Origin of the sequence: Arthrobacter sp. ISL-48 (assembly GCF_018613805.1) — a bacterium.
In the GTDB taxonomy this organism is placed as follows: Bacteria; Actinomycetota; Actinomycetes; order Actinomycetales; family Micrococcaceae; genus Arthrobacter.
This window is the reverse complement of the sequence record NZ_JAGGPL010000004.1, coordinates 39,639-60,646: the sequence shown is the minus strand read 5'-3', so window position 1 is coordinate 60,646 and position 21,008 is coordinate 39,639. Positions and strand designations below refer to the sequence as shown.

General features: G+C 63.8%; 21 protein-coding genes. 12 read left to right on the top strand and 9 right to left on the bottom strand.

Features of this window, described 5'->3' with window-relative positions; translation table 11 throughout:
* The first annotated feature begins 212 nt into the window (after positions 1-212).
* The 5 genes from J7E83_RS09140 (at position 213) to J7E83_RS09120 (ending at position 5,946) form a co-directional block, all read left to right on the top strand.
* Positions 213-1,637 carry an NAD-dependent malic enzyme gene (locus J7E83_RS09140; protein ID WP_214961251.1) on the top strand — a complete coding sequence of 475 codons (1,425 nt, stop codon included), beginning with the start codon at positions 213-215 and terminating at the stop codon, positions 1,635-1,637.
* 38 nt (positions 1,638-1,675) lie between these two features.
* A complete protein-coding gene (gene aceB, locus J7E83_RS09135) occupies positions 1,676-3,274 on the top strand; it encodes a malate synthase A (protein WP_214961249.1) in 1,599 nt (532 codons plus the stop codon).
* A gap of 3 nt (positions 3,275-3,277) precedes the next feature.
* Complete coding sequence (locus J7E83_RS09130) at positions 3,278-4,597, top strand: DUF6986 family protein (protein WP_214961247.1); 1,320 nt, start codon at positions 3,278-3,280, stop codon at positions 4,595-4,597.
* Positions 4,594-5,415 carry a bifunctional allantoicase/(S)-ureidoglycine aminohydrolase gene (locus tag J7E83_RS09125; protein WP_214961245.1) on the top strand — a complete coding sequence of 274 codons (822 nt, stop codon included), beginning with the start codon at positions 4,594-4,596 and terminating at the stop codon, positions 5,413-5,415. The genes J7E83_RS09130 and J7E83_RS09125 overlap by 4 nt, the downstream gene beginning before the upstream one ends.
* A 171-nt stretch (positions 5,416-5,586) precedes the next feature.
* A complete protein-coding gene (locus J7E83_RS09120; protein WP_214961243.1) occupies positions 5,587-5,946 on the top strand; it encodes a VOC family protein in 360 nt (119 codons plus the stop codon).
* A 30-nt stretch (positions 5,947-5,976) separates the two neighbouring features.
* Here the strand turns inward: J7E83_RS09120 and J7E83_RS09115 are convergent, their stop codons facing one another.
* A complete protein-coding gene (locus J7E83_RS09115; protein WP_214961241.1) occupies positions 5,977-7,158 on the bottom strand; it encodes a zinc-dependent alcohol dehydrogenase in 1,182 nt (393 codons plus the stop codon).
* Between the two features lie 168 nt (positions 7,159-7,326).
* On the opposite strand from J7E83_RS09115, the gene J7E83_RS09110 reads away from it, so the two are divergent.
* Positions 7,327-7,584, top strand: a complete 258-nt coding sequence (locus tag J7E83_RS09110; RefSeq protein ID WP_214961239.1) for a hypothetical protein — start codon at positions 7,327-7,329, stop codon at positions 7,582-7,584.
* Between the two features lie 16 nt (positions 7,585-7,600).
* Here the strand turns inward: J7E83_RS09110 and J7E83_RS09105 are convergent, their stop codons facing one another.
* The 3 genes from J7E83_RS09105 to J7E83_RS09095 form a co-directional block, all read right to left on the bottom strand.
* Positions 7,601-8,320 (bottom strand): HAD family hydrolase, encoded by a 720-nt coding sequence (locus J7E83_RS09105; RefSeq protein ID WP_214961237.1) that lies wholly within the window; start codon positions 8,318-8,320, stop codon positions 7,601-7,603.
* A complete protein-coding gene (locus J7E83_RS09100; RefSeq protein ID WP_214961235.1) occupies positions 8,320-8,613 on the bottom strand; it encodes a hypothetical protein in 294 nt (97 codons plus the stop codon). Before J7E83_RS09100 ends, J7E83_RS09105 begins: the two co-directional genes overlap by 1 nt.
* A 115-nt stretch (positions 8,614-8,728) precedes the next feature.
* Complete coding sequence (locus J7E83_RS09095; protein ID WP_214961233.1) at positions 8,729-10,537, bottom strand: glycoside hydrolase family 15 protein; 1,809 nt, start codon at positions 10,535-10,537, stop codon at positions 8,729-8,731.
* A gap of 159 nt (positions 10,538-10,696) precedes the next feature.
* On the opposite strand from J7E83_RS09095, the gene J7E83_RS09090 reads away from it, so the two are divergent.
* The 3 genes from J7E83_RS09090 to J7E83_RS09080 all read left to right on the top strand — a co-directional run bounded on the left by J7E83_RS09090 (position 10,697) and on the right by J7E83_RS09080 (position 13,374).
* Complete coding sequence (locus J7E83_RS09090; protein WP_214961231.1) at positions 10,697-11,431, top strand: GAF and ANTAR domain-containing protein; 735 nt, start codon at positions 10,697-10,699, stop codon at positions 11,429-11,431.
* A 1-nt stretch (position 11,432) separates the two neighbouring features.
* Positions 11,433-12,164 (top strand): DUF72 domain-containing protein, encoded by a 732-nt coding sequence (locus J7E83_RS09085; RefSeq protein WP_214961229.1) that lies wholly within the window; start codon positions 11,433-11,435, stop codon positions 12,162-12,164.
* Between the two features lie 91 nt (positions 12,165-12,255).
* On the top strand, positions 12,256-13,374 hold the full coding sequence (locus J7E83_RS09080) for an App1 family protein (RefSeq protein ID WP_214961227.1): 1,119 nt from the start codon (positions 12,256-12,258) through the stop codon (positions 13,372-13,374).
* A 42-nt stretch (positions 13,375-13,416) separates the two neighbouring features.
* On the opposite strand, the gene J7E83_RS09075 is transcribed toward J7E83_RS09080, so the two are convergent.
* From J7E83_RS09075 to J7E83_RS09060, 4 genes are all read right to left on the bottom strand, one after another.
* The gene (locus tag J7E83_RS09075; protein ID WP_214961225.1) at positions 13,417-14,964 is read right to left on the bottom strand and encodes a GH1 family beta-glucosidase; all 1,548 of its coding nucleotides are present in this window, start codon (positions 14,962-14,964) and stop codon (positions 13,417-13,419) included.
* 207 nt (positions 14,965-15,171) lie between these two features.
* The gene (locus J7E83_RS09070; protein WP_214961223.1) at positions 15,172-15,549 is read right to left on the bottom strand and encodes a hypothetical protein; all 378 of its coding nucleotides are present in this window, start codon (positions 15,547-15,549) and stop codon (positions 15,172-15,174) included.
* 49 nt (positions 15,550-15,598) lie between these two features.
* Positions 15,599-15,967 carry a J domain-containing protein gene (locus J7E83_RS09065; protein WP_214961221.1) on the bottom strand — a complete coding sequence of 123 codons (369 nt, stop codon included), beginning with the start codon at positions 15,965-15,967 and terminating at the stop codon, positions 15,599-15,601.
* 75 nt (positions 15,968-16,042) lie between these two features.
* The gene (locus tag J7E83_RS09060; RefSeq protein ID WP_214961418.1) at positions 16,043-16,468 is read right to left on the bottom strand and encodes an Hsp20/alpha crystallin family protein; all 426 of its coding nucleotides are present in this window, start codon (positions 16,466-16,468) and stop codon (positions 16,043-16,045) included.
* 139 nt (positions 16,469-16,607) lie between these two features.
* On the opposite strand from J7E83_RS09060, the gene J7E83_RS09055 reads away from it, so the two are divergent.
* The gene (locus J7E83_RS09055; RefSeq protein ID WP_214961219.1) at positions 16,608-16,928 is read left to right on the top strand and encodes a MerR family transcriptional regulator; all 321 of its coding nucleotides are present in this window, start codon (positions 16,608-16,610) and stop codon (positions 16,926-16,928) included.
* Positions 16,929-16,985: 57 nt separating this feature from the next.
* Here J7E83_RS09055 and J7E83_RS09050 read toward each other — a convergent pair whose 3' ends face one another.
* The gene (locus J7E83_RS09050; RefSeq protein WP_396020525.1) at positions 16,986-17,834 is read right to left on the bottom strand and encodes a phosphatase PAP2 family protein; all 849 of its coding nucleotides are present in this window, start codon (positions 17,832-17,834) and stop codon (positions 16,986-16,988) included.
* A 412-nt stretch (positions 17,835-18,246) separates the two neighbouring features.
* Between J7E83_RS09050 and chvE the strand changes: the two genes are divergently transcribed.
* Positions 18,247-19,371, top strand: a complete 1,125-nt coding sequence (chvE, locus tag J7E83_RS09045) for a multiple monosaccharide ABC transporter substrate-binding protein (protein WP_311379620.1) — start codon at positions 18,247-18,249, stop codon at positions 19,369-19,371.
* Positions 19,372-19,478: 107 nt separating this feature from the next.
* The gene (gene mmsA / locus J7E83_RS09040) at positions 19,479-21,008 is read left to right on the top strand and encodes a multiple monosaccharide ABC transporter ATP-binding protein (RefSeq protein ID WP_214961215.1); all 1,530 of its coding nucleotides are present in this window, start codon (positions 19,479-19,481) and stop codon (positions 21,006-21,008) included.

The following is a 21,008-nucleotide window of genomic DNA, read 5'->3' as shown; positions in this document are numbered from 1 at the left end:
CCTGCGGGCTCGGGTTCCGACAACTCTTATCCGCATCGTGAAAAAGAACTGCCCTAGATCTCCCAAGATACATGAAGCCGTGCCGCTGTCCACGTAGGTTAGATCATCACTTCTCGCTTGTATTTCCACGACGTAGATAATAATATCCATAATACGAAAACATTTGCAGATTGATGTAGCCGCCCGAAGGCGGCCCGACAGGAGGACATTCAATGGCGAACCCGAGCCCCGGAAATTCGATCACCCTGCGCGTTGAGGCACCGTCCAGCTTCTCTGCCACCAGCGAACTGGCCGCGGCAGTAGGAGCTGCCGGCGCCGCGATCACCGCCCTTGACGTCAGTGAATCCCACCACGAGACCCTGGTGGTGGACGTCACCTGCAACACCACCGACGACGAGCATGCCGCAAGAGTCAAGGACGCCCTCAACGCGCTCGACGGCGTCATGGTCCAGCACGTCTCGGACCGCACCTTCCTCATGCACCTGGGCGGCAAGCTGGAAGTCGTCCCCAAAGTAGCCCTCCGCAACCGCGACGACCTCTCCCGGGCCTACACTCCCGGCGTCGCCCGCGTCTGCCTCGCCATTGCCGAGGACCCGGCTGCGGCCCGCAACCTCACCGTCAAGCGCAATACCATCGCCGTGGTCACCGACGGTTCAGCCGTGCTGGGCCTGGGCAACATCGGGCCGGCCGCGGCCCTCCCCGTCATGGAGGGCAAGGCCGCACTGTTCAAACAGTTCGCCAACGTGGATGCCTGGCCGGTCTGCCTGGACACGCAGGACACCGAGGAGATCATTCGGATCGTCAAGGCCATCGCCCCTGTGTACGGCGGCGTGAACCTCGAGGATATTGCGGCCCCACGCTGCTTCGAGATCGAGAACCGCCTGCGGGACGAGCTGGACATCCCGGTTTTCCACGACGACCAGCATGGCACGGCGATCGTCACCCTGGCCGCCCTGGTCAACGCCCTCCGCGTGGTCGGCAAGAAGCTGGGCGATGTCAGGATTGTGGTGTCCGGCGTGGGCGCGGCAGGCAGCGCCATCATCCAGCTGCTCAAGGCCCAAGGGGCCCGGCACATAGTTGCCGCAGGACGTTCCGGCGCCATCCATTCCGGCGAGCAGTACACCGATGAGCACCGCCGCTGGATCGCCGCCAACACCAATGAGGAGGGGTTCGCGGGAACGCTGCATGAAGCACTCAAGGGCGCGGATGTCTTTATCGGCGTGAGCGCGCCGCACGTGATCGGCGAGGAACAGGTCGCAGCGATGGCAAAGGACGCCATCGTGTTCGCCATGGCCAACCCGACGCCGGAGATCGACCCCCTGGTTGCGTCCCGGCACGCGGCCGTGGTGGCCACCGGACGCAGCGACTTTCCGAACCAGATCAACAACGTGCTGGCGTTCCCCGGCTTCTTCCGCGGACTCCTCGACGCCGGAGCCTCGGACATCACGCCGGAGATGCTGGTGGCCGCCGCAGAGGCCATCGCCAACCGGGTGGCTGACGATGAGCTCAATGCCAGTTACATTATCCCCAGCGTCTTTGATCCCCACGTAGCCGCGGACGTCGCCAGTGCAGTAGCGCACGCGGCGGCAGAAGCCCGGGAATCCGCGGCCGCCGACGCCGCCTTTGCCACCGCCTGATTTACCGCCAGATTCGCAGCCAAAGGAAAGGACCAGAAATGGCCATCACTGTCACAGACCCCCGGCCGATCGACCGTGCGGAGGAGATCCTCACCCCCAAGGCCCTGGCATTCGTCGAGGAACTCCACCAGCGTTTCGCCGGTACCCGCGATGAGCTCCTGGCCGCCCGCGGCCGCAAACGGCAGCTGGTCGCGGACACCGGCAAGCTGGACTTCCTGCCGGATACCCAGGACCTGCGCGACGGCGACTGGAAGGTTGCGCCGGCGCCTGCAGCTTTGCAGGACCGACGGGTTGAAATGACCGGTCCGGCGTCGCCTGCCAAGATGGCCATCAACGCGCTGAACTCCGGGGCGAAGGTGTGGCTGGCCGACCTGGAGGATGCCAGCACGCCCACGTGGAGCAACGTCATCGACTCCATCCTCAACCTCCGCGACGCAGCCCAGGGCACGCTCAGCTACACCTCGGACGAAGGCAAGGAATACGCACTTCGGACAGACGCCCCGCTGGCCGTCGTCGTGGCCAGGCCCCGGGGGTGGCACCTGCCGGAAAAACACCTGCTCATCGACGGAGAACCTGCTGTCGGGGCGCTGGTGGACTTCGGCCTGCACTTCTTCCATGTGGCCAAGCAGCTGGTGCTCAACGGACATGGACCGTATTACTACCTTCCCAAGATGGAAAGCCACCTCGAAGCGCGGCTCTGGAATGACATCTTTGTCTTCGCCCAGGACTTCCTTGGCCTGCACCAGGGCACCGTCCGCGCCACCGTGCTCATCGAAACCATCCCGGCCGCGTTCGAGATGGACGAGATCCTCTATGAGCTGCGGGATCATGCCTCGGGCCTGAACGCCGGACGCTGGGACTACCTGTTCAGTATCATCAAATACTTCCGTGACGCCGGCGAGGAATTCGTGCTCCCGGACCGCGCCTCCGTGGCCATGACCGCCCCGTTCATGCGTGCGTACACCGAGCTGCTGGTCAAGACCTGCCACAAGCGCGGGGCGTTCGCCATGGGCGGCATGGCGGCCGTCATCCCCAACCGCCGGCACCCCGAAGTCACAGAAGCCGCCTTCGCCAAGGTCCGCGCGGACAAGACCCGCGAAGCCAACGACGGGTTCGACGGTTCCTGGGTGGCCCACCCCGACCTGGTCCCGATCTGCCGCGAGGTGTTCGATGGCGTGCTCGGCGAGCGCCCCAACCAGCTGGATAAGCAGCGGCCCGAAGTTTCGGTCACCGCCGACCAGCTGCTGGACATCGCCTCGGCTGATGGCCAGGTCACCGAGGCCGGACTGCGGCTGAACCTGTACGTCGCCGTCGCCTACACCGCGGTTTGGCTGTCCGGCAACGGTGCGGTGGCAATCCACAACCTCATGGAGGATGCCGCCACCGCGGAGATCTCCCGCTCCCAGGTGTGGCAGCAGATCCGCAACAAATCGGTCCTGGCGGACACCGGCAATACCGTGACCCGGGAGTTGGTGGAGCGCATCCTGGGCGAGGAAACGGAACGACTGCGCACCGAGTTCGGCGACGAGGCCTTCCGCCTGTACTACGGGCCCGCCAGCAGGCTGATCGCCGAAATCTGCCTGTCCGAGGACTACACGGACTTCCTCACCACCCCGGCCTACGAACTGGTCGGCTGAGCCATGGCGGTATCCCCCACCCAGGCGCTCACCGCCGCCGACCTCGCCAGGATTGACGGCCAGCTGGCCGAAACCGACCGCCAGTTGGAGCTGGGCTATCCAGGTGACGACGGCTCGCGGCAGCCCGTCCACACCGTCTACGTCCCCGCGGACCGGTTCACGCCGTCGCTCGCTGCTGACTGGGGCGCGCAGGCCATCGCGACGGCGGAGGCGCACGGGGGTTTGGAACGGCTCGGCTGGCTGCTGGGCCAATCGCCGACCCTCGGTGCCGCCGTCGCCTCCCGAGTAGCCGGCAAGCTGGAGCGCGAACCAATTGAGGACCTGCGGCTGGACTTCGAGGACGGCTACGGCAGCAGGGGGGACGAGGCAGAGGACGCCGACGCCGTTGCTGCCGCCGGCCTGGTTGCCGACGCGGTCGCCGCAGGCACTGCGCCGCCCTACATCGGGATCCGCTTCAAATGCTTCGAGGCCGCAACCCGTGCCCGCGGTGTGAGGACACTGGATCTCTTCGTCTCGGCCCTGGCGTCCGCCGGAGAGCTACCCGCGGGCCTGGTGCTGACGCTCCCCAAAGTCACCACGGTGGCCCAGGTTCAGGCCATGGACTATGCCGTCGCCCGGCTGGAGGAAGTCCACGGCCTGCCGTACGGCCGGCTGCGGTTCGAGGTACAGGTGGAAACGCCGCAGCTCATCCTCGGCCCCGACGGCACTTCCCCGGTGGCAAGGCTTGCGCACGTTGTGCCCGGACGCATCAGTGCCCTTCACTATGGCACGTACGACTACAGCGCCTCCCTGCAGATCTCGGCCGAATACCAGTCCATGGAGCACCCCGTCGCGGACTTCGCCAAGGAAGTCATGCAGCTCGCCGTGGCTGGGACAGGCATCCGCCTCTCGGACGGCTCCACTAACGTCATCCCTGTGGGTGACAACGTGGAGGGAGCCTGGCGGCTCCACGGACGGCTGGTGCAGCGCTCGCTGGAACGCGGCTATTACCAGGGCTGGGACCTCCACCCGGCCCAGCTGCCCAGCCGCTTCGCCGCCACCTACGGCTTCTACCGGCAGGGACTTCCGGCCGCGACGGCACGCCTGCGCAACTATGTGGAGCAGACCGAAGGCGGGGTCATGGATGAACCAGCCACAGCCCGGGCACTCGCGGCGTTTGTTCTACGCGGCGTCCAGTGCGGCGCCGTCGGAGCCGACGAAGTCCAGGCGCTCACCGGCGTCGGGCTTTCCCGGCTCACTGGGCTGGCACACCCGAGCCTTGCCACGAAAACTCCACAGCCTTCAACAGCACCGTCTTCAACACCGCAGGGAGCAGACTCATGAGCACCTATTTTTCCCCCGAAGGCGGCCTGCCGCCGCAGACCCAGCTCCTCACCGACCGCGCCGTGGTCAAAGAGGCCTACACTGTCATCCCCAAGGGCGTGCTGCGGGACATCGTCACGTCCAATTTGCCGGGCTGGGATAAAACCAGGTCCTGGATCATTGCCCGCCCGATCGCGGGCTTCGCCACCACCTTCAGCCAGCTCATCGTTGAAGTAGCCCCCGGCGGCGGAAGCGACCGACCCGAGGCGGAGGCCGGCGTCGAGGGTGTCATCTTCCTGACGAAGGGTTCTTTGACCCTGACGCTCGACGGCGAGATCCACCGCCTGGAAGCCGGCGGCTACGCCTACCTGGCCGCAGGTTCGGACTGGAAGGTCAGGAACGACGCGCCTGCTGATGGAGAGGCCGCTTCGTTCCATTGGATTCGCAAGGCGTACGAAGTGCTCGAGGGACACACGGCGAAGTCCTTCATCACCCGGGACCAGGACGTGGAGCCCCGCCCGATGCCCGGCACCAACGGCGCCTGGGCAACCACCAGGTTCGTCGATCCGGACGATCTGGCCCACGACATGCACGTCAACATCGTCACGTTCCAGCCCGGTGCGTCCATCCCCTTTGCCGAAACACACGTCATGGAGCACGGGCTGTTTGTCCTCGAAGGAAAGGCCGTCTACCGCCTCAACGACGATTGGGTTGAAGTGGAGGCGGGCGACTTCATGTGGCTCCGTGCCTTCTGCCCGCAGGCCTGCTACGCCGGCGGTCCCGGCCCCTTCAGGTACCTCCTCTACAAGGACGTCAACCGCCAGATCCGCCTGACTTAGGGTCCGGGCTCTCCCCGGGCGGCGAGTTCGCCGGAAGCCTGCGGGCTCGCCGATTGCTTCCGGCGATTTCGTGCGTTTCCGGCGGGTTCGCGGCCCTCCACGTCTGCTCGGACCCGCACCAGCCCTTTGACGGGTGTTGCTTCAAGGGGGCAATCACGGAAGCATACAAGGATGTTGACTATCGGAACAACGGTTCTTGGCGTTGAAGACGTTGCCCGTGCCACCGCGTTCTGGTGCGACGCCCTGGGCTACGTCCCCCGTGAGGACGGAGACGATACCTGGGTGGTCCTGGTTCCCCATACAGGGGGCGGCGCCCGGCTGGCCCTGATGCTCAGCGAGACTCCTGTGCAGGCGCGTCCGCGGATCCACCTGGATCTGTACGCAGACCATCAGGACGCTGAGGTGGCCCGTCTCCTCGACCTCGGAGCCACCCTTGTGGACTGGGATCTCTACCCGGAGGACCCCGACTTCATCGTGCTGGCCGACCCTGACGGCAACCGCTTCTGCGTGGTGGACGTGGCCCAAGCGTAATTCCTGCCAGGAAGGTTAGCCCCGGGCAGGTCAGTCCCACGGCTTGAGCACCACCTTGATGCAGCCGTCTTCCTTCTTCTGGAATTTCTCGTACAGCGCCGGTGCCTCATCCAACGTCCCCCGGTGGGTGACCAGGTCCATCACGCCCAGCGGATCGCCGTCGTCCTCCACCAGCGGAAGCAGCTCATCCGTCCAGCGGCGGACGTTGCACTGGCCCATGCGGAGCTGAACCTGCTTGTCGAACATGCTCAGGAGCGGCATGGGGCTGGCCTGCCCGCCGTACACCCCGCTGAGGGAGACGGTGCCGCCGCGGCGCACTGCGTCTATGGCGGTATGCAGCGCTGCCAGCCGGTCCACGCCGGCGGTTTCCATGGCTTTTTGCGCGAGCTTGTCCGGCAGCAGTCCCAGCGCCTGGTGGGCCAAGCCTGCCACCGGGGATCCGTGGGCTTCCATGCCGACGGCGTCGAGCACCGCGTCTGGTCCTCTTCCGTTTGTCATCTCCCGCAGCTCCTCTGCCAGCTCCCTGCTGTAGTCCAAGGTTTCGGTCCCGTGCCGGGCTGCCATGTGCCGGCGTTCCGGAACGGGGTCGACGCCGATTACACGCAGGCCACGGTGGATTCCGATGCGGGCAGCGAATTGACCTACGGGGCCCAGCCCGAGGACCGCCAGTGTGCCACCCGGAGCGACGTCGGCGTACTCCACGGCTTGCCAGGCGGTGGGGAGGATGTCGGAAAGGAACAGGTACCGCTCATCGGGCAGCTCCTGGCTGACCTTCACTGGGCCGTAGTCGGCATAAGGCACGCGCAGGTACTGGGCTCGGCCACCGGGGACGGAGCCGTACAGCTCGGAGTAGCCGAACAGCGCCGCGCCTGACCCTTTAGCCCTGACCTGCGTGGTCTCACATTGTGACTGGAGGCCCTGGCGGCACATATAACAATGGCCGCAGGAAATGTTGAAGGGTATGACAACCCGGTCGCCCCGGTGAAGGTTGGTGACCATGCCGCCCACTTCCTCCACGATGCCCATTGGCTCGTGCCCGATAACGTCGCCTTTGTGCATGTAGGGCCCCAGGACCTCGTACAGGTGCAGGTCCGAACCACAGATTGCCGTGGACGTGATCCTCACGATGGCATCCGTGGCTTCCTGGACCACCGGATCCGGCACGTCCTCCACGCTCACCGAGCGCTTTCCTTGCCACGTAAGAGCCTTCATGATCTGCCTCCTGTGCGCTCCGGACGAGTCACCCCCGTGATTCGACGCTAGCCGTTCAGCAGGAAAAAAGTAAGCAAACTTATGACATTGCTTGTGGTCATGCGCCAACGCTCCTAGCGTAGGAAGGGACCTATTTTTAGCAACCCTAAGAGCGAGAAAGGACATGTCATGACGCTCTACCAGCCTGAACCTGTTGAGATTTCCACCCGGATGCGCCCGGGCGAGTGGACGGAAGCCAGCCTGGAGGAACTGCTCACCACCTACCGTGCGAAGATTCTGGCCATGGGTGCAACCGCTTACGAGGTGGTCAGCGACGTGGAACGGGACGACGACGGTTCAGTCAAGGTCGCCGTGTCCTGGGCGAAGCCCGCAGCAGCGGATGAAAGCGTGGCGGAAAGCGTAGGTGAGCCGGGTCCAGTGCAGTGAGCCAGGTCCAGCGCAGTCAGGTCCGTGACTCCAGCGCAAGCAACCGGCCAATGGCACCGGCGTGCAGGTTTGCCAGGAGATGCCGCGGCCCGTCGTAGACTTCGACGGCGCCGGCATCGGTCAGTTCGGCGGCGCTGGTGCCGCCGCAACTGACTCCCACCGCCGGAATGCCTAGTGCCGCTGCTGCCTGCATGTCCCACACGGCGTCGCCGACGTAGACGGCATTGGAAGCGTCAAGGCCGACGGCGTCCAGGGCGGCAACCAGGATGTCCGGCGCAGGCTTACTGTCCTTCGCATCATTGGCACTTGTTGCTGCGTGGATAAAGGCGTCCGAACCCAGGGCCTTCCTGGTGGCTTCCAGATCCTGTTTGCGTGCGGACGAGGCGAGCGCAACAGCGAGCCCGCCCGCGTGGCACTGCGCCAGAAGATCCTTGGACCCGTCAAATGGACGCAGCGAAGGCCAACTCGCGGCGAAGAGCGCGGCATGGCTGGCAAGGATTTCGCGGTCGGCAGCCTTGTCCCGGCTCGCGGGAAGGAGGCTGTCCACCAGCCGGTCCCCACCCATCCCGACGAAGTGGTGGATGGAGGCCATGGGCACATCATGCCCCTGCTGGCGGAACGCCTGCCACCACGCAACAGTGTGGAGGTAGGCCGAATCCACCAATGTTCCGTCAACGTCGAAAAGGACGCCACGCCGCCGCCAGGTGCCCGCCTGGCCGTCGCCACGGGACGCCATCAACTGACCGCAGCCCGCCTGGTTCCTGACATTTTCTTGCTGCGCGGGCTGGCGTCCTCTTTGGCGGACGGTACAGCACGTACGCGCTCCCGGATCACGGATCCGGCCCCGTCGTGGCTGCGGTCACGGATCAGGCCTGTCCCTGCGATCTCCCGGGCCATGGCCACGCCGGCTACAGCGGCACGCTTGGTGGGAAATGTCACCGAAATGGCCATCAGGCTTCCTGATCCGTCCAGCATCCTGACCCTGTAGCCACCATCGGGCGCATCTACCAGTTCGAAATATCCGGCCATTGCAACCACTCCTCCGTAAGTCACGGCGCTGTGCTTGTTAGGGAGCGCTCATGAAGTGTTAGTAAGTATACTTACCTATTCGGCCAAGGAGAAGTCCTTCATCCCCCTGCAAGCTCTACGTGACCTTTTCCGTCTCCGGACGGATGGGCGTATCGCTCCGGCGCACCATATCCTGATGAAGCTCCAAAGCGCTTGTCACAAGCCCGAAATGGCTGAACGCCTGTGGTGTATTCCCGAGCTGGCGGCCAGCCCTGACTGCCCATTCCTCGCTGAGCAGGCCCACATCGTTGCGCAATTCCAGCAGGCGTTCGAAGAGTTCGGTTGATTCCCGACGGCGGCCCGCACCCAGGAGGGCCTCCACCATCCAGAAGGAACACGCCAGGAAAACGCCCTCCTCGCCCGGGAGCCCGTCGTCGCTCTCGGCGGGACGGTAGCGCAGAACAAAACCGTCTTCGGTCAGCTCTCGCTGGATCGCGTCGATGGTCCCCACGACCCTCGGATCGTCCGGGGGCAGGAATCCGACCCGGGGAATGAGCAGGAGGCTGGCATCCAACTCCGGACGCCCATACGCCTGCACAAAGGTATTGCGGCCGGCGTCAAAACCGTTGGCCATCACGTCACGGTGGATCGTTTCCCGGAGTGCCTCCCACCGTTCAACCGGTCCCGGCAGTCCTGAGTCGCGCACTCCCTTCACCATCCGGTCGGCGGCAACCCAAGCCATGACTTTGGAGTGCGTAAAATGCCGGCGAGGTCCCCGCATTTCCCAAAGACCGTTGTCCGGCTGGTCCCAAATGGTTTCCAGGTGCTGCATCAGCGCAACCTGCACGTCCCAGGCCTCGTCTGTGTGCTTCAGCAGGGAGTTGCGTGTTAACGACAGGCAATCAAGGACTTCACCCCACACATCAAGCTGTAGCTGCTCTGCCGCGCCGTTGCCGATCCGCACGGGTGCGGAATTCTCGTACCCGGCGAGCCAAGGCAGTTCCATCTCCGGCAGCCTCCGCTCGCCGTGGATCCCGTACATGATCTGCAGGTCCGCGGGATCACCTGCCACGGCGCGCAGCAGCCAGTCCCGCCAGGCCGCCGCCTCGTCGGTGTACCCGGCGGCCAGGAGCGCCTGGAGCGTCATGGTTGCGTCCCGCAGCCAGCAGTACCGGTAGTCCCAGTTTCGGGGCCCGCCCAGCTGTTCGGGGAGCGATGTCGTTACCGCCGCCACAATTCCGCCGGTGGGCGCGTAGGTCAAAGCCTTCAACGTCACCAGCGAGCGCATCACTGCGTCCTGATAATCGCCCTTGAACGTGCATTGGGAGGCCCAGCTGCGCCAGAAGGCCAACGTACTTCCCAGCACGTCATCGGCGTCGACGCTCTGCGGGCGGCCAACATGGCTGGGTGCCCACGTCAGCACGAAGGGCACCCGTTCCCCCGCCCGGACCGTGAAATCACTGACGGTGCGCATACTCTCACTGTGGATGGGCGCACTCGTGACAAAATAGGCAGCATCCGGGCCGGCAATGGCGTGCAGGCCGAGCTCGTCCCTGCGGACCCAGGGAACGATGTGGCCGTAGTCGAACCTCAGTACCAGCTCGCCGTGCATCCTGACGCTTCCGCTGACACCCTCCACGATCCGTACGATATCCGCCACCTCGTCCCGAGGCGGCATGAAGTCGATCACCCGGACCGTCCCCTCGCGGGTTTCCCACTCCGTCTCCAGGACCAGCGTTCCAGGCACGTAGCGGCGTCTGGTGCAGGTGCCGCCTTCCTCCGGCGCCAGCAGCCAGCGCCCGGTCTCCGGAGTATCGAGGAGCGCATTGAAACAGGCCGGGGAGTCAAACCGCGGAAGGCATAGCCAGTCTATGGATCCAGCCGTGCTCACCAGCGCAGCAGTGTGGAGGTCGCCGACGACCGCATAATCTTCAATTCGCGCCATTCCCCAACACTGCCATATGGATCCGAGGAGGCACCCGAACAAAGAGGTGTAGCCTGAAATGACGGTGATGCAGCTGCCGGAACATACTGGCACTGGCCGTCTGCCAAGCAAGACCTCAGGTCCGCGTTTGGTGCCTGTGCAGTAAGACCGGAGGCACGCATGGAACAAGCTTCACACACGGCGTCCATCATGGAGAGGGTCCAGGACCTCATCCTTGACACCCAGGACGTAGAGGACTTCCTCAACGAGCTTGCCCGCTTTACCGCCGAAAACCTGTCCGGGCCGCGTGGCGAAGTGCTCTGTGGCATCACGCTGCTGCGGCACCGCACGGCGGCCACCGTGGCCAGCAGCAGCGAACGGGCGCGCCAGCTGGACGAGATCCAATATAATTACGGAGACGGACCCTGCCTCCGCTGCGCCCGGCAAGGGGTGCTGGTGCATATCCCGGACTTCAGGACAGAGACCCTCTGGCCAGACTACTCGGCAACGGTGCTGGAGCACGGCATCCGGTCCGTGCTGGCGGTCCCGTTTGAGCTGTCCGGCGATGACGCCCGGGCAGGACTCAACCTCTATTCGGACCGCCCGCAAGCCTTCGATGCCAATGCAGTGGAGCATGCAGTCGGCTACGTTGCTCGGGCATCCAAAGGACTAAGCCTGGCCGTACGCATCGCCCAGCACTCAGATGCCGCAAACAACCTCAAGGCAGCACTGGATTCCCGCACCGTGATTGACACCGCCGTGGGCATCCTCATTGCTCAAAGCCGTTGCAGCCAGGATGAGGCCATCGAGCTCATCAAGTCTGCGTCAAGCACCCGGAACGTGAAACTCAGGGAAGTTGCAGCCGCCATTGTGGAATCGGCGGGCGGCGGCCCGCTGAGGACCCACTTCAGCTGACTTGGGCATCCACATCGGCACCTCAGGCTGGAGCTATGACCACTGGGAGAACGTGCTGTATCCGCCCGGGCTTCCGGCCAGGGACAGGCTGCAGCACTATGTATCCAGGTTCGGCACTGTTGAACTGAATGCAAGCTTCTACCGCTGGCCAAAGGACACGTCGTTCGCCAGCTGGCGCCACCGGCTCCCCTCCGGTTTCATGATGTCAGTCAAAGCCCCACGCGGGCTGACACACGGCAAGAAGCTGTACGCACCGGAAGTCTGGCTGGAGCGCATTGCCCGCTGCTGGCATGAGCTGGGCGATAAACGCGCCGTCCTGCTGGTCCAGCTGCCGCCCCAGATGGAACGGGACGACGCCAGGCTGGATTATTTCCTCTCCGCTGTGCCCTCGTGGATCCGCGTGGCCGTTGAATTCCGGCATCCGAGCTGGGAGCACCAGGACGTGTTCGGACTGCTGGAGCGCCACCAGGCCGCCTACTGCATCATGAGCGGAGCGAACCTCCCCTGCATTCTGCGGACGACCGCTCCGTTTGCCTACGTGCGGCTGCACGGCCCGGATCATCAGCACCTGTACGGCGGATCATATTCGGACGCGGACCTGCACTGGTGGAGTGACCGCATCCGCGAGTGGTCCGGCCACGGCCAGGATGTGTTCGTGTACTTCAACAACGACGGCGGCGGGAATGCCGTCCGGAACGCCGAAACCCTCCGCAGCTTCCTCGGCGAGGGTTGAAACCACTGAGGAGGGCGCGCCCCGCCGGACCTTCCTGACCTCCCACAACCTGGCCTCCGCACAGGGGCTGCCACTGTGGCAGAGTGGGGGAATGGACAGGGCTCCGCAGAACTCATCGGACAACACAGCGCAGAACGCACCGCACGCCTCACCAGAGGGCACAGTGGGCAGCACAACGCTGTCAGGCAACCAGATTTTCCGGCTGGCGCACCGGCTTTCCGACGGCGTGAACGGTGCCCGCATTCAACTGGCCAGGCGCTGGAACTTCGTTCCCCAGACCATCGCCTACCAGGGCTACGGATCCACGGGCTGGGTCCGGGTGCTGGGCCGCGTCCTGCTGACCCGGAAACCTGCTCCCGGCAGCCATGCGGAACACGCAGCCCGAAACGGTACGCAAAACGTTCGCGGCTGGCGCGCGTTTACGAGTGTTCCGGTGCAGTTCACGGACGTGGAAATCACCATCGGAGACGTCGTGACCCGGGTCAAGGCCGACCGGGGCGGTCTCATCGACACCGTAGTGGATGTCCAGCTCTCCCCCGGCTGGCACACCGCAGTACTGCAGGCGGAAGGGACCGAGCCGGCCGAGGCCCTCATCCGGGTGGTAGCCCCGGACGTGAAGTTTGGCATCGTCTCCGACATTGACGATACGGTGATGGTCACCGCCCTGCCCCGCCCGTTCCTGGCACTGTGGAACACCTTTGTGCTGAGCGAACGCGCCCGGATGGCCACCCCGGGGATGGCCGTCCTGCTGGACCGGCTGACCATTGAACACCCGGACGCCCCGGTGATCTACCTGTCCACCGGCCCTTGGAACGCGGCCCCAACGCTGGCACGGTTCCTGAGCCGCAACATGTACCCGGCCGGGACCCTGCTGCTCACGGACTGGGGCCTGACGCAGGACCGCTGGTTCCGCAGCGGCCAGGAACACAAGCACCGCAACCTGGAACGCCTCGCCAAAGAATTCCCGGACATGCGCTGGCTCCTGATCGGCGACAACGGCCAACACGATGAGCAAATCTATTCGGGCTTCGCCCAGGAGCATGCGGCCAAGGTGGCTGCCATCGCCATCCGCCAGCTTTCCATCAGCGAATCAGTATTCGCCGGCGGCCACTCCGAAGACGGTGACCACAGCGCCTCGGTGGTGCCCTGGATCTATTCGCCGGACGGTGCGGGAATGGCGAAGCAGCTCACCAGCCTTGACCTGCTGTAGCACCGTCGCCTTCGAAGCCCTGCCTGAAGTACCGCAGGCAGACTAAGCTGTGGCATCCAACGCGGGGACGTCGTCGTCGGGCGCTTCCGAATCGGTGGGCTCCGGCCCCATGGCCTGGGCGACGGCGGCAACCGCCGATGCGGAAAGGTTCCGTTCCTCAATGAGTTCCTGAAGCCAGAAGTAGGACGCCTTTGGCGTCCGCTCCAGCGTCTCGAAGTCCACGTGCAGCAGGCCGAACGGCTGGTTGTAGCCGGCGGACCATTCGAAGTTGTCCATGAGCGACCACACGTAATAGCCGCGCAGGTCGATCGCTTCTGCCTCGCCGCCTGGGGCCGTGGCCCGCAACGCAGCCTCGATGTGGTCCGAGAGATACTTCAGCCTCCGCTCGTCCGGGATGAAGGTCCTGTTGGTCGCCTTGTCCCGCACGATGATGTCCTCGAAACTCGCCCCTCCCTCGGTGAGGATGACGGGCGGCAGGTTGGGGTAGCGCTCGGCCATTTCCTTCAGCGCAACGCCTATGTACTCCGGCTTGACGGGCCAGCCGTAGGCCGTGATGTCCGCTTCAGGCCAGGATTCAACGTGGAATGGCGTCCCCCCGCCGGACGCGGACGTCAGATCGTCTCCCATGGCTTCCGCCATCCCGGCTGGAATGGCACCATCACCGGCCCCCACCGCCACCTTGGTGGGCATGTAGTAGTTGAGACCGTAGAAGTCCAGCGGCTGGGAGATGATCTCCATGTCCTCGTCCGGGTGGTCAAAGGAGCTAAAGAAACGTGCGGCCCGGATGAGGTCAGGGTATTTTCCAGTGAGCACGGGATCCGCATAGAGCCGGTTCTGCGCGAGGTCCATAACTCCTGCGCTCAACTTGTCCAGGGGGTTGATCGACTTCGGAACCATCGGCGAATACACGTTCGTCATGCCGATCTCGGCCGGGACCCCGGCCGCCCGCAATGCCTGGACGGCGAGGCCGTGCCCCAGCAGCTGGTGATGCACGGTGGGAAATGCCTTGAGCATCAGTGCTTCTCCGGGCGAGTGCAGGCCCAGAGTGTAGCCATTAGTGGTGACGGTGGCGGGCTCGTTGATGGTCACCCACCGGGCCACACGGTCGCCGTAGGCGGCGGCGGCGATGGCGGCGAACTCACCGAGGCGGTAGGCGGTGTCCCGGTTGAGCCAGCCGCCGGCGTCGTCGAGTGCCAGTGGGGTGTCCCAGTGGTAGATGGTCACCATCGGGGAGATTCCGTTGGCCAGCAGCTCGTCCAGGAGGCGGTCATAAAAGTCCAGTCCCGCAGGGTTTACCGGCCCGCTGCCGTTGGGCTGGATCCGGGGCCAGGACAGGGAGAACCGATAGGAATCCACGCCCAGCTGCTTCATGAGGGCCACGTCATCGGGCATCCGGTGGTAGTGGTCGCATGCCACGGCCGGGCTGTGGCCGCCTACGATTGCCCCGGGCTTGGCCGAGAAGACGTCCCAACCGGCCCGACCGCGGCCATCTTCATTGAGTGCGCCCTCGATCTGGAATGCCGCCGAAGCCACGCCCAGCGTGAAGTCCGGCGGGAGGAGTGCGGCCAGGTCCTTGGCGGTGATATGCATCTGAAATCAGCCCTTACGACGGAGAGAATGTTGGCCGCGGGGTCCTTCAACCACGCGATGTCCGGACCATATCCTCGCATGATTCCCCGTCGCACGGGTACGTCCCAGAATGGCACACGGCGGGGCTGCAGACGAGGGGAAATTCAGGGCCCTAAACCGGTATCCGGGACACTCTTTGCGCGGCTCCGTGAAGGAAGCCAAGAAGAGTCACTGTGAGCCGAACAGGAAGTCCTTGGCGTGCGCCACAGCCTTCCGGAATGCATCGTTTCGGAGCGTCACCAGGTGTTCGGTGTCGCCTTCCGCCGGCTCGAGATAGCCGGTGTAGCCCGGCCGGAGCACCCAGATGTCGCCAGCAGGAGGGAGATAGAACACTCCAAACGAGCGCTGCTGCCGCTCTTCGGCCGTCCACACCGGAACCACTGCGAGCGCTGCGCCGGTGGTGGGGTTGATCCACTGGGCTCGGGGAACCGGCTCCTCGTAGGCTTCCGGATCCAGGAACGGGGCAGTTCCTTTTCCCCAACGCTCTTCGAAGCGCTCATGGAATGCCGGAATCAGGTGGGAATCGTAGCGACGCCAATCGCCCATGGTTTTGTCCGCCTCCTCGCGGTTCTGACTGCCTCAACTGGTGCCCGCATCACGCCCATGGCCCGCTTTCCCAGCGCACTGGGGTGATCCGGATGGTGTGGCGGGCTGGTCCTGCAGGTCTGCGAACCTTTCGGACCGGTATGTTCTGCGGAGCGGCACCGTCCGGTATCCGGCCCGAGATGCTGTGATCGTAGGCTGCCCGCTGTTGGGGATCCCGAAGCACGGCGAAGGCCTGCATGATCTTCAACAGTTCGGCGTCCTGGAGCGCCTGATCTGCGGGCGCACCGCCCGCTGCAGCGCCGCCGTCGACGTCGGGGTGGTGGGTGCGCATCAGCGCCCGGTAGGCACGCGAGATCTCCTGCTGGGTGGCAGCAGGTGCAACACCCAGCGCGGTGTAGTAGTCCGGGAAGCTGTCCATACCGGCGCCCTTCAATCACCGGACGGCAACGGGCGCAGGCAGCGCACTGCACAGCCTGCGCCCGGACCGATCGGCCTAGGTTGAGATCTCGTGCTGCTGGCCTTGCTTCATTTCGATTTCGATCTTGCGTGGCTTGGCCTGTTCCGCCACCGGGATCCGAAGTGTCAGGACGCCCTGGTCGTAGCTGGCCTTGATGTTGTCCGTATCCAATGTGTCGCCCAGGATCAGCTGGCGGCTGAAGACGCCGCGTGGACGCTCTGAGGCCACCAGCTCAACATTGGGCTGGGTAGGGTCCTTGCGTTCCGCCCGGACTGTCAGGACGTTGCGCTCAACATTGAGGTCCACGGAGTCGAGCTTGACACCCGGAAGGTCAAAGGCCACCACGAATGTGCCATCCTCCTGCCAGGCGTCCATCGGCATGGCAGCCGGCCGGGCGGCTGTTCCAAAAACCTGCTGCGCGAGCCGGTCCAGCTCACGGAACGGGTCCGTACGCATCAACATCATTTCCCACTCCTTCAGCTTCTAGATGTTGAATCCAGTCTCATACCCGCCACAGTTATCTATGGTGGTGGATATAGATTTTTTATAGCACCTGTGCCAAACTGAAGCAAGAGCTCACCAGGGATTTTTGGAGAAGATGATGACGGACGGGGCAGGAGGCCGGACACCGGCCGCCAGGGCAGGGCAGGCCCTGTACGCCATTTCAGTGGCAGCGAAGCTGGCCGGCACTGGGCAGCAGAACATCCGGCTGTATGAGACCAGGGGCCTTATTACCCCGCTCCGGACATCCGGCGGCACGCGCCAATACAGCGATTCGGACATTGGGGTATTGCTCCGCATCGGAGAACTCCTTGACCAGGGACTCAACCTGGCAGGAGTAGCCAAGGTCCTGGAACTTGAGGCAGTCAACGCCAAACTGCACCGCGCGCTCAAACGTGCACGGTCGCGCCCCAACCAGTAAGCCAACCAATGATGCCCCGGGCCCGTTAGCGCCGGCAGGCCAGGAGTGCGGCCGGCATCAGTCCCCCGGCGCGTCAGCCCTGGACAGTTCGCCCGTGATCCGCTCCCCGGGAATCCGGGCGGTCCGCCACGTGTCCAACGCAATGACCGCGCCCAGGATCAGCAGGGACAGGGCGACTGATGCGACTGCATCGCTCAGCCAGTGGTAGCCGAGGTACAGGCGGCTCAGGGCGGCGAGGACAACCCCGACACCTGCAGCCACAAAGCCGGCGACAGCGGCCCGATGGTTCTCCCGGCGCGAGAAGACCAGGAAAGTTGTGACCAGCAGGAAGTCGCAGGCACCCAGGACATGGCCAGAGGGGAACGAAAAGGTACTGTCAGGCCCAAAAAGCATCAGGTCCACCGGAGGCCGTGACCGCCTGACGATCTGGAGGATGATCTGCGAAATCAGCACCCCGGTGAGCATCGCGGCCGCAAGGACGATCGGACGCCAGGCATGTTTGGCCATGAACCCCCAGACCACGTTGACCACCAGGACAATGATCGGCAGGCCAATAGGTCCGAAGACCACTGCCAGGAAAATCATGACGCCGGTCAGCGGCTCGGAGCGGAGCGTCAGAAGCCAGGTCCGGGAGGCTTCATCGATGGTTGTTGGCCCTGACCCGCTTTGCAATACGACCGCCAGGGCAGCTCCAAAGAGCAGCATTCCGATCACCATGAGAACTGCCGCAGTCCGGTAGAGACCTTTCCTCGCCACCGGCTCCATGTAGCGTTCCTCCACTACAAACTTGTCATTGAAGGTCCGCCACCAGCCGGAGTTGTTGCCTGTACCGCCTGACGTTCCTGTCCCTGACCGCTCTGCCACTGTGATTCCGTCCGTGCGCCGCTTGAGTCCTTGCCTAGGCAAGATTATCCCTGCCAGCCGTCGAGAGGTGGCTTCGGTTCCATGCTGGATTCCTTTGGGGCCCACCAGGACAGAGAGGGGCTCCGGGTGATGACTCCTGCCGCTCGGGTCCCGGTATCTTTCGCGGAATGGGACCCCGCCAACGCACCTCTTCATAAATGTGATTTGACTCACAGGAACAGCGGGTAGTAGACTCGCACTTGTTAGCGCTCACAATAATAGCCTAGACTGCATCGTCAGCAAGGGAAAGAATTCATTTTTCCCGCCGGCCCTGCAGTCTTTTGATGCCGGGGACACCTCGGTCACGGCATCATATGAGCAGGTCATCCTGGCCGCTTAACATCGTAGGCAAGCGCAGATGCTTGCCTGCTCAGCACCATTTCGCGGTCCCAGCGTCCGCGTAAGGAGATATAGCGTGAGAATTAGGAAACTCCTGGGCGCCGTAGCCGTCGTCCTCGCAGTCACAGTGGGTGCCACGGGTTGCGGAAGCCGGGGCGAAACAGCCGCGTCATCGGCCAGCGCGAAGCCCAGCGACTCGCTGGTGGGCATTTCCATGCCCACGCAGACGTCCGAGCGGTGGATCGCCGATGGCAGCAACGTCGAAAAGTCCCTGAAGGACCTCGGTTACAAGACGGACCTCCAGTTCGCCAACGACGACATCCCCACGCAGGTGTCCCAGATCGAGAACATGCTGACCAAGGGCGCCAAGGCACTGATCATCGCCGCAATTGATGGCACCACCCTCACCGATGTCCTCGCCAAGGCCAAAGAGCAGAACGTCAAGGTCATCGCCTACGACCGTCTGATCAACGGCACCCCGAACGTGGACTACTACACCACCTTCGATAACTACACCGTGGGCGTCCAGCAGGCCACGTCCCTGCTCACGGGCCTCGGCCTGGTTGATGCCAGCGGCAAGAAGGTTGACGGCAAGGGTCCGTTCAACGTTGAACTCTTCGCCGGCAGCCCCGATGACAACAACGCCAACTTCTTCTGGACCGGCGCGATGGATACGCTGAAGCCGTACCTGGACGCCGGGACCCTGAAGGTGCCCAGCGGCCAGACCAAGTTCGAGCAGGCAGCCATCCTGCGCTGGCAGGCCCCGGTTGCCCAGAAGCGCATGGAAGACATCCTGACCGCGGCTTACAGCTCCGGCACCAAGCTCAACGGTGTGCTGTCCCCGTACGACGGACTCTCCATCGGCATCATCTCGGCCCTGACCAGCACGGGCGGCTACTCCAAGGGCAGCCTGCCGGTTGTTACGGGCCAGGACGCAGAGAAGGGCTCCGTAAAGTCCATCATCGCCGGGGAGCAGTACTCCACGATCTTCAAGGACACCCGCCAGCTCGGAGCACAGGCCGTGAAAATGGTCGACGCCGTCCTGAAGGGCCAGGAGCCGGAAACCAACGACACCAAGACCTACAACAACAAGGTCAAGGTGGTTCCGGCCTACCTGCTCAAGTCCGTGATCATCACGAAGGACAACTACAAGAAGGAACTGATCGACTCGGGCTACTACAAGGACTCCGACGTCAAGTAACTACGTCGTAGGGTTGCGGCCAGGCCTTCACAGCCTGGCCGCAACCTGTCCCGTAGGCCCCTGCAGCCGCAGTACGGCCCTTTTTCGACAGTCAGTGGGAATTGACGATGAACACACCCATTCTTCAAATGCGAGGAATCACCAAAACCTTCCCAGGCGTGAAGGCACTGCAGGACGTCACCCTGGATGTTAACCGCGGCGAAGTGCACGCCATCTGCGGTGAAAACGGAGCCGGCAAATCCACCCTCATGAAGGTCCTGTCCGGCGTTTACCCGCACAGCTCGTTCGACGGGGAGATCCTCTTCGAGAATGAACCCTGCAACTTCTCCAGCATCAACGACAGCGAGAAGCGCGGCATAGTCATCATCCACCAGGAGTTGGCACTGAGCCCCTACCTCTCCATCGCGGAGAACATCTACCTGGGCAATGAGCAGGCCAAGAACGGCTGGGTGGACTGGCGTAAGACCAACCTGGAGGCGGCCAAGCTGCTGGCCCGGGTAGGCCTCGCTGAAAATCCGGTCACCCCCGTCCAGCACATCAGCGTGGGCAAGCAGCAGCTAGTGGAGATCGCCAAGGCGCTGTCCAAGGAAGTCAAGCTGCTCATCCTGGACGAGCCCACTGCCGCTCTCAACGACGAAGACTCCGGCCATCTTCTGGACCTGATCCTCCACCTGAAGGGTCAGGGGATCACCAGCATCATCATCAGCCACAAACTCAATGAAATCCGGAAGGTGGCTGACGCCGTCACTATCATCCGGGACGGAAAGACCATCGAAACCCTCCGGCTCGATGAAGGCCAGATCACCCAGGAACGCATCATCCGTGGCATGGTTGGCCGTGACCTGGAAAGCCTGTATCCGGAGCGCGATCCCCAGATCGGCGAGGAAGTCCTGCGGATTGAGGACTGGTCGGTCCGGCACCCCCAGGATCACTCCCGCACTGTTGTCCACAACGCCAGCCTCAATGTCCGCAAGGGCGAAGTGGTGGGCCTCGCCGGGCTCATGGGGGCGGGCAGGACTGAACTGGCCATGAGCGTCTTCGGACGCACCTACGGCACGGCCACGTCCGGCAAGGTGTACAAGTACGGCCAGGAGATCAACACATCCACCGTCTCTGAGGCCATTCGTCACGGCATCGCCTACGCCACCGAGGACCGGAAGCGCTACGGCCTAAACCTCATCGAGGACATCAAGCGGAACATCTCCATGGCTGCGCTCCGCAAACTGGTCAAGGGCGGCTGGGTGGACAAGAATCAGGAAACGGTGGTGGCCAACAGCTACCGCAAGAGCATGAACATCAAGGCACCCTCTGTCGCAGCCATCACAGGCAAGCTGTCCGGTGGTAACCAGCAAAAAGTGGTGCTGAGCAAATGGATGTTCTCCGATCCTGACGTGCTGATCCTCGACGAGCCCACCAGAGGCATCGACGTCGGCGCGAAGTTCGAGATCTACACGATCATTGCCAGGCTTGCTGCGGAAGGAAAGGCGGTCATCGTCATCTCCTCCGAACTGCCGGAACTCCTTGGCATCTGCGACAGGATCTACACCCTGTCAGCGGGCCACATAACGGGCGAAGTCCCGATTGCTGAAGCATCACAGGAAACCCTCATGCACTACATGACAAAAGAGAAGGAATAG

Coding starts and splice junctions, on each gene's coding strand:
- J7E83_RS09140 (WP_214961251.1), top strand. CDS start 213: ATGGCGAACCCGAGCCCCGGAAATTCGATCACCCTGCGCGTTGAGGCA.
- aceB (WP_214961249.1), top strand. CDS start 1,676: ATGGCCATCACTGTCACAGACCCCCGGCCGATCGACCGTGCGGAGGAG.
- J7E83_RS09130 (WP_214961247.1), top strand. CDS start 3,278: ATGGCGGTATCCCCCACCCAGGCGCTCACCGCCGCCGACCTCGCCAGG.
- J7E83_RS09125 (WP_214961245.1), top strand. CDS start 4,594: ATGAGCACCTATTTTTCCCCCGAAGGCGGCCTGCCGCCGCAGACCCAG.
- J7E83_RS09120 (WP_214961243.1), top strand. CDS start 5,587: ATGTTGACTATCGGAACAACGGTTCTTGGCGTTGAAGACGTTGCCCGT.
- J7E83_RS09115 (WP_214961241.1), bottom strand. CDS start 7,158: ATGAAGGCTCTTACGTGGCAAGGAAAGCGCTCGGTGAGCGTGGAGGAC.
- J7E83_RS09110 (WP_214961239.1), top strand. CDS start 7,327: ATGACGCTCTACCAGCCTGAACCTGTTGAGATTTCCACCCGGATGCGC.
- J7E83_RS09105 (WP_214961237.1), bottom strand. CDS start 8,320: ATGGCGTCCCGTGGCGACGGCCAGGCGGGCACCTGGCGGCGGCGTGGC.
- J7E83_RS09100 (WP_214961235.1), bottom strand. CDS start 8,613: ATGGCCGGATATTTCGAACTGGTAGATGCGCCCGATGGTGGCTACAGG.
- J7E83_RS09095 (WP_214961233.1), bottom strand. CDS start 10,537: ATGGCGCGAATTGAAGATTATGCGGTCGTCGGCGACCTCCACACTGCT.
- J7E83_RS09090 (WP_214961231.1), top strand. CDS start 10,697: ATGGAACAAGCTTCACACACGGCGTCCATCATGGAGAGGGTCCAGGAC.
- J7E83_RS09080 (WP_214961227.1), top strand. CDS start 12,256: ATGGACAGGGCTCCGCAGAACTCATCGGACAACACAGCGCAGAACGCA.
- J7E83_RS09075 (WP_214961225.1), bottom strand. CDS start 14,964: ATGCATATCACCGCCAAGGACCTGGCCGCACTCCTCCCGCCGGACTTC.
- J7E83_RS09070 (WP_214961223.1), bottom strand. CDS start 15,549: ATGGGCGATTGGCGTCGCTACGATTCCCACCTGATTCCGGCATTCCAT.
- J7E83_RS09065 (WP_214961221.1), bottom strand. CDS start 15,967: ATGGACAGCTTCCCGGACTACTACACCGCGCTGGGTGTTGCACCTGCT.
- J7E83_RS09060 (WP_214961418.1), bottom strand. CDS start 16,468: ATGTTGATGCGTACGGACCCGTTCCGTGAGCTGGACCGGCTCGCGCAG.
- J7E83_RS09055 (WP_214961219.1), top strand. CDS start 16,608: ATGACGGACGGGGCAGGAGGCCGGACACCGGCCGCCAGGGCAGGGCAG.
- mmsA (WP_214961215.1), top strand. CDS start 19,479: ATGAACACACCCATTCTTCAAATGCGAGGAATCACCAAAACCTTCCCA.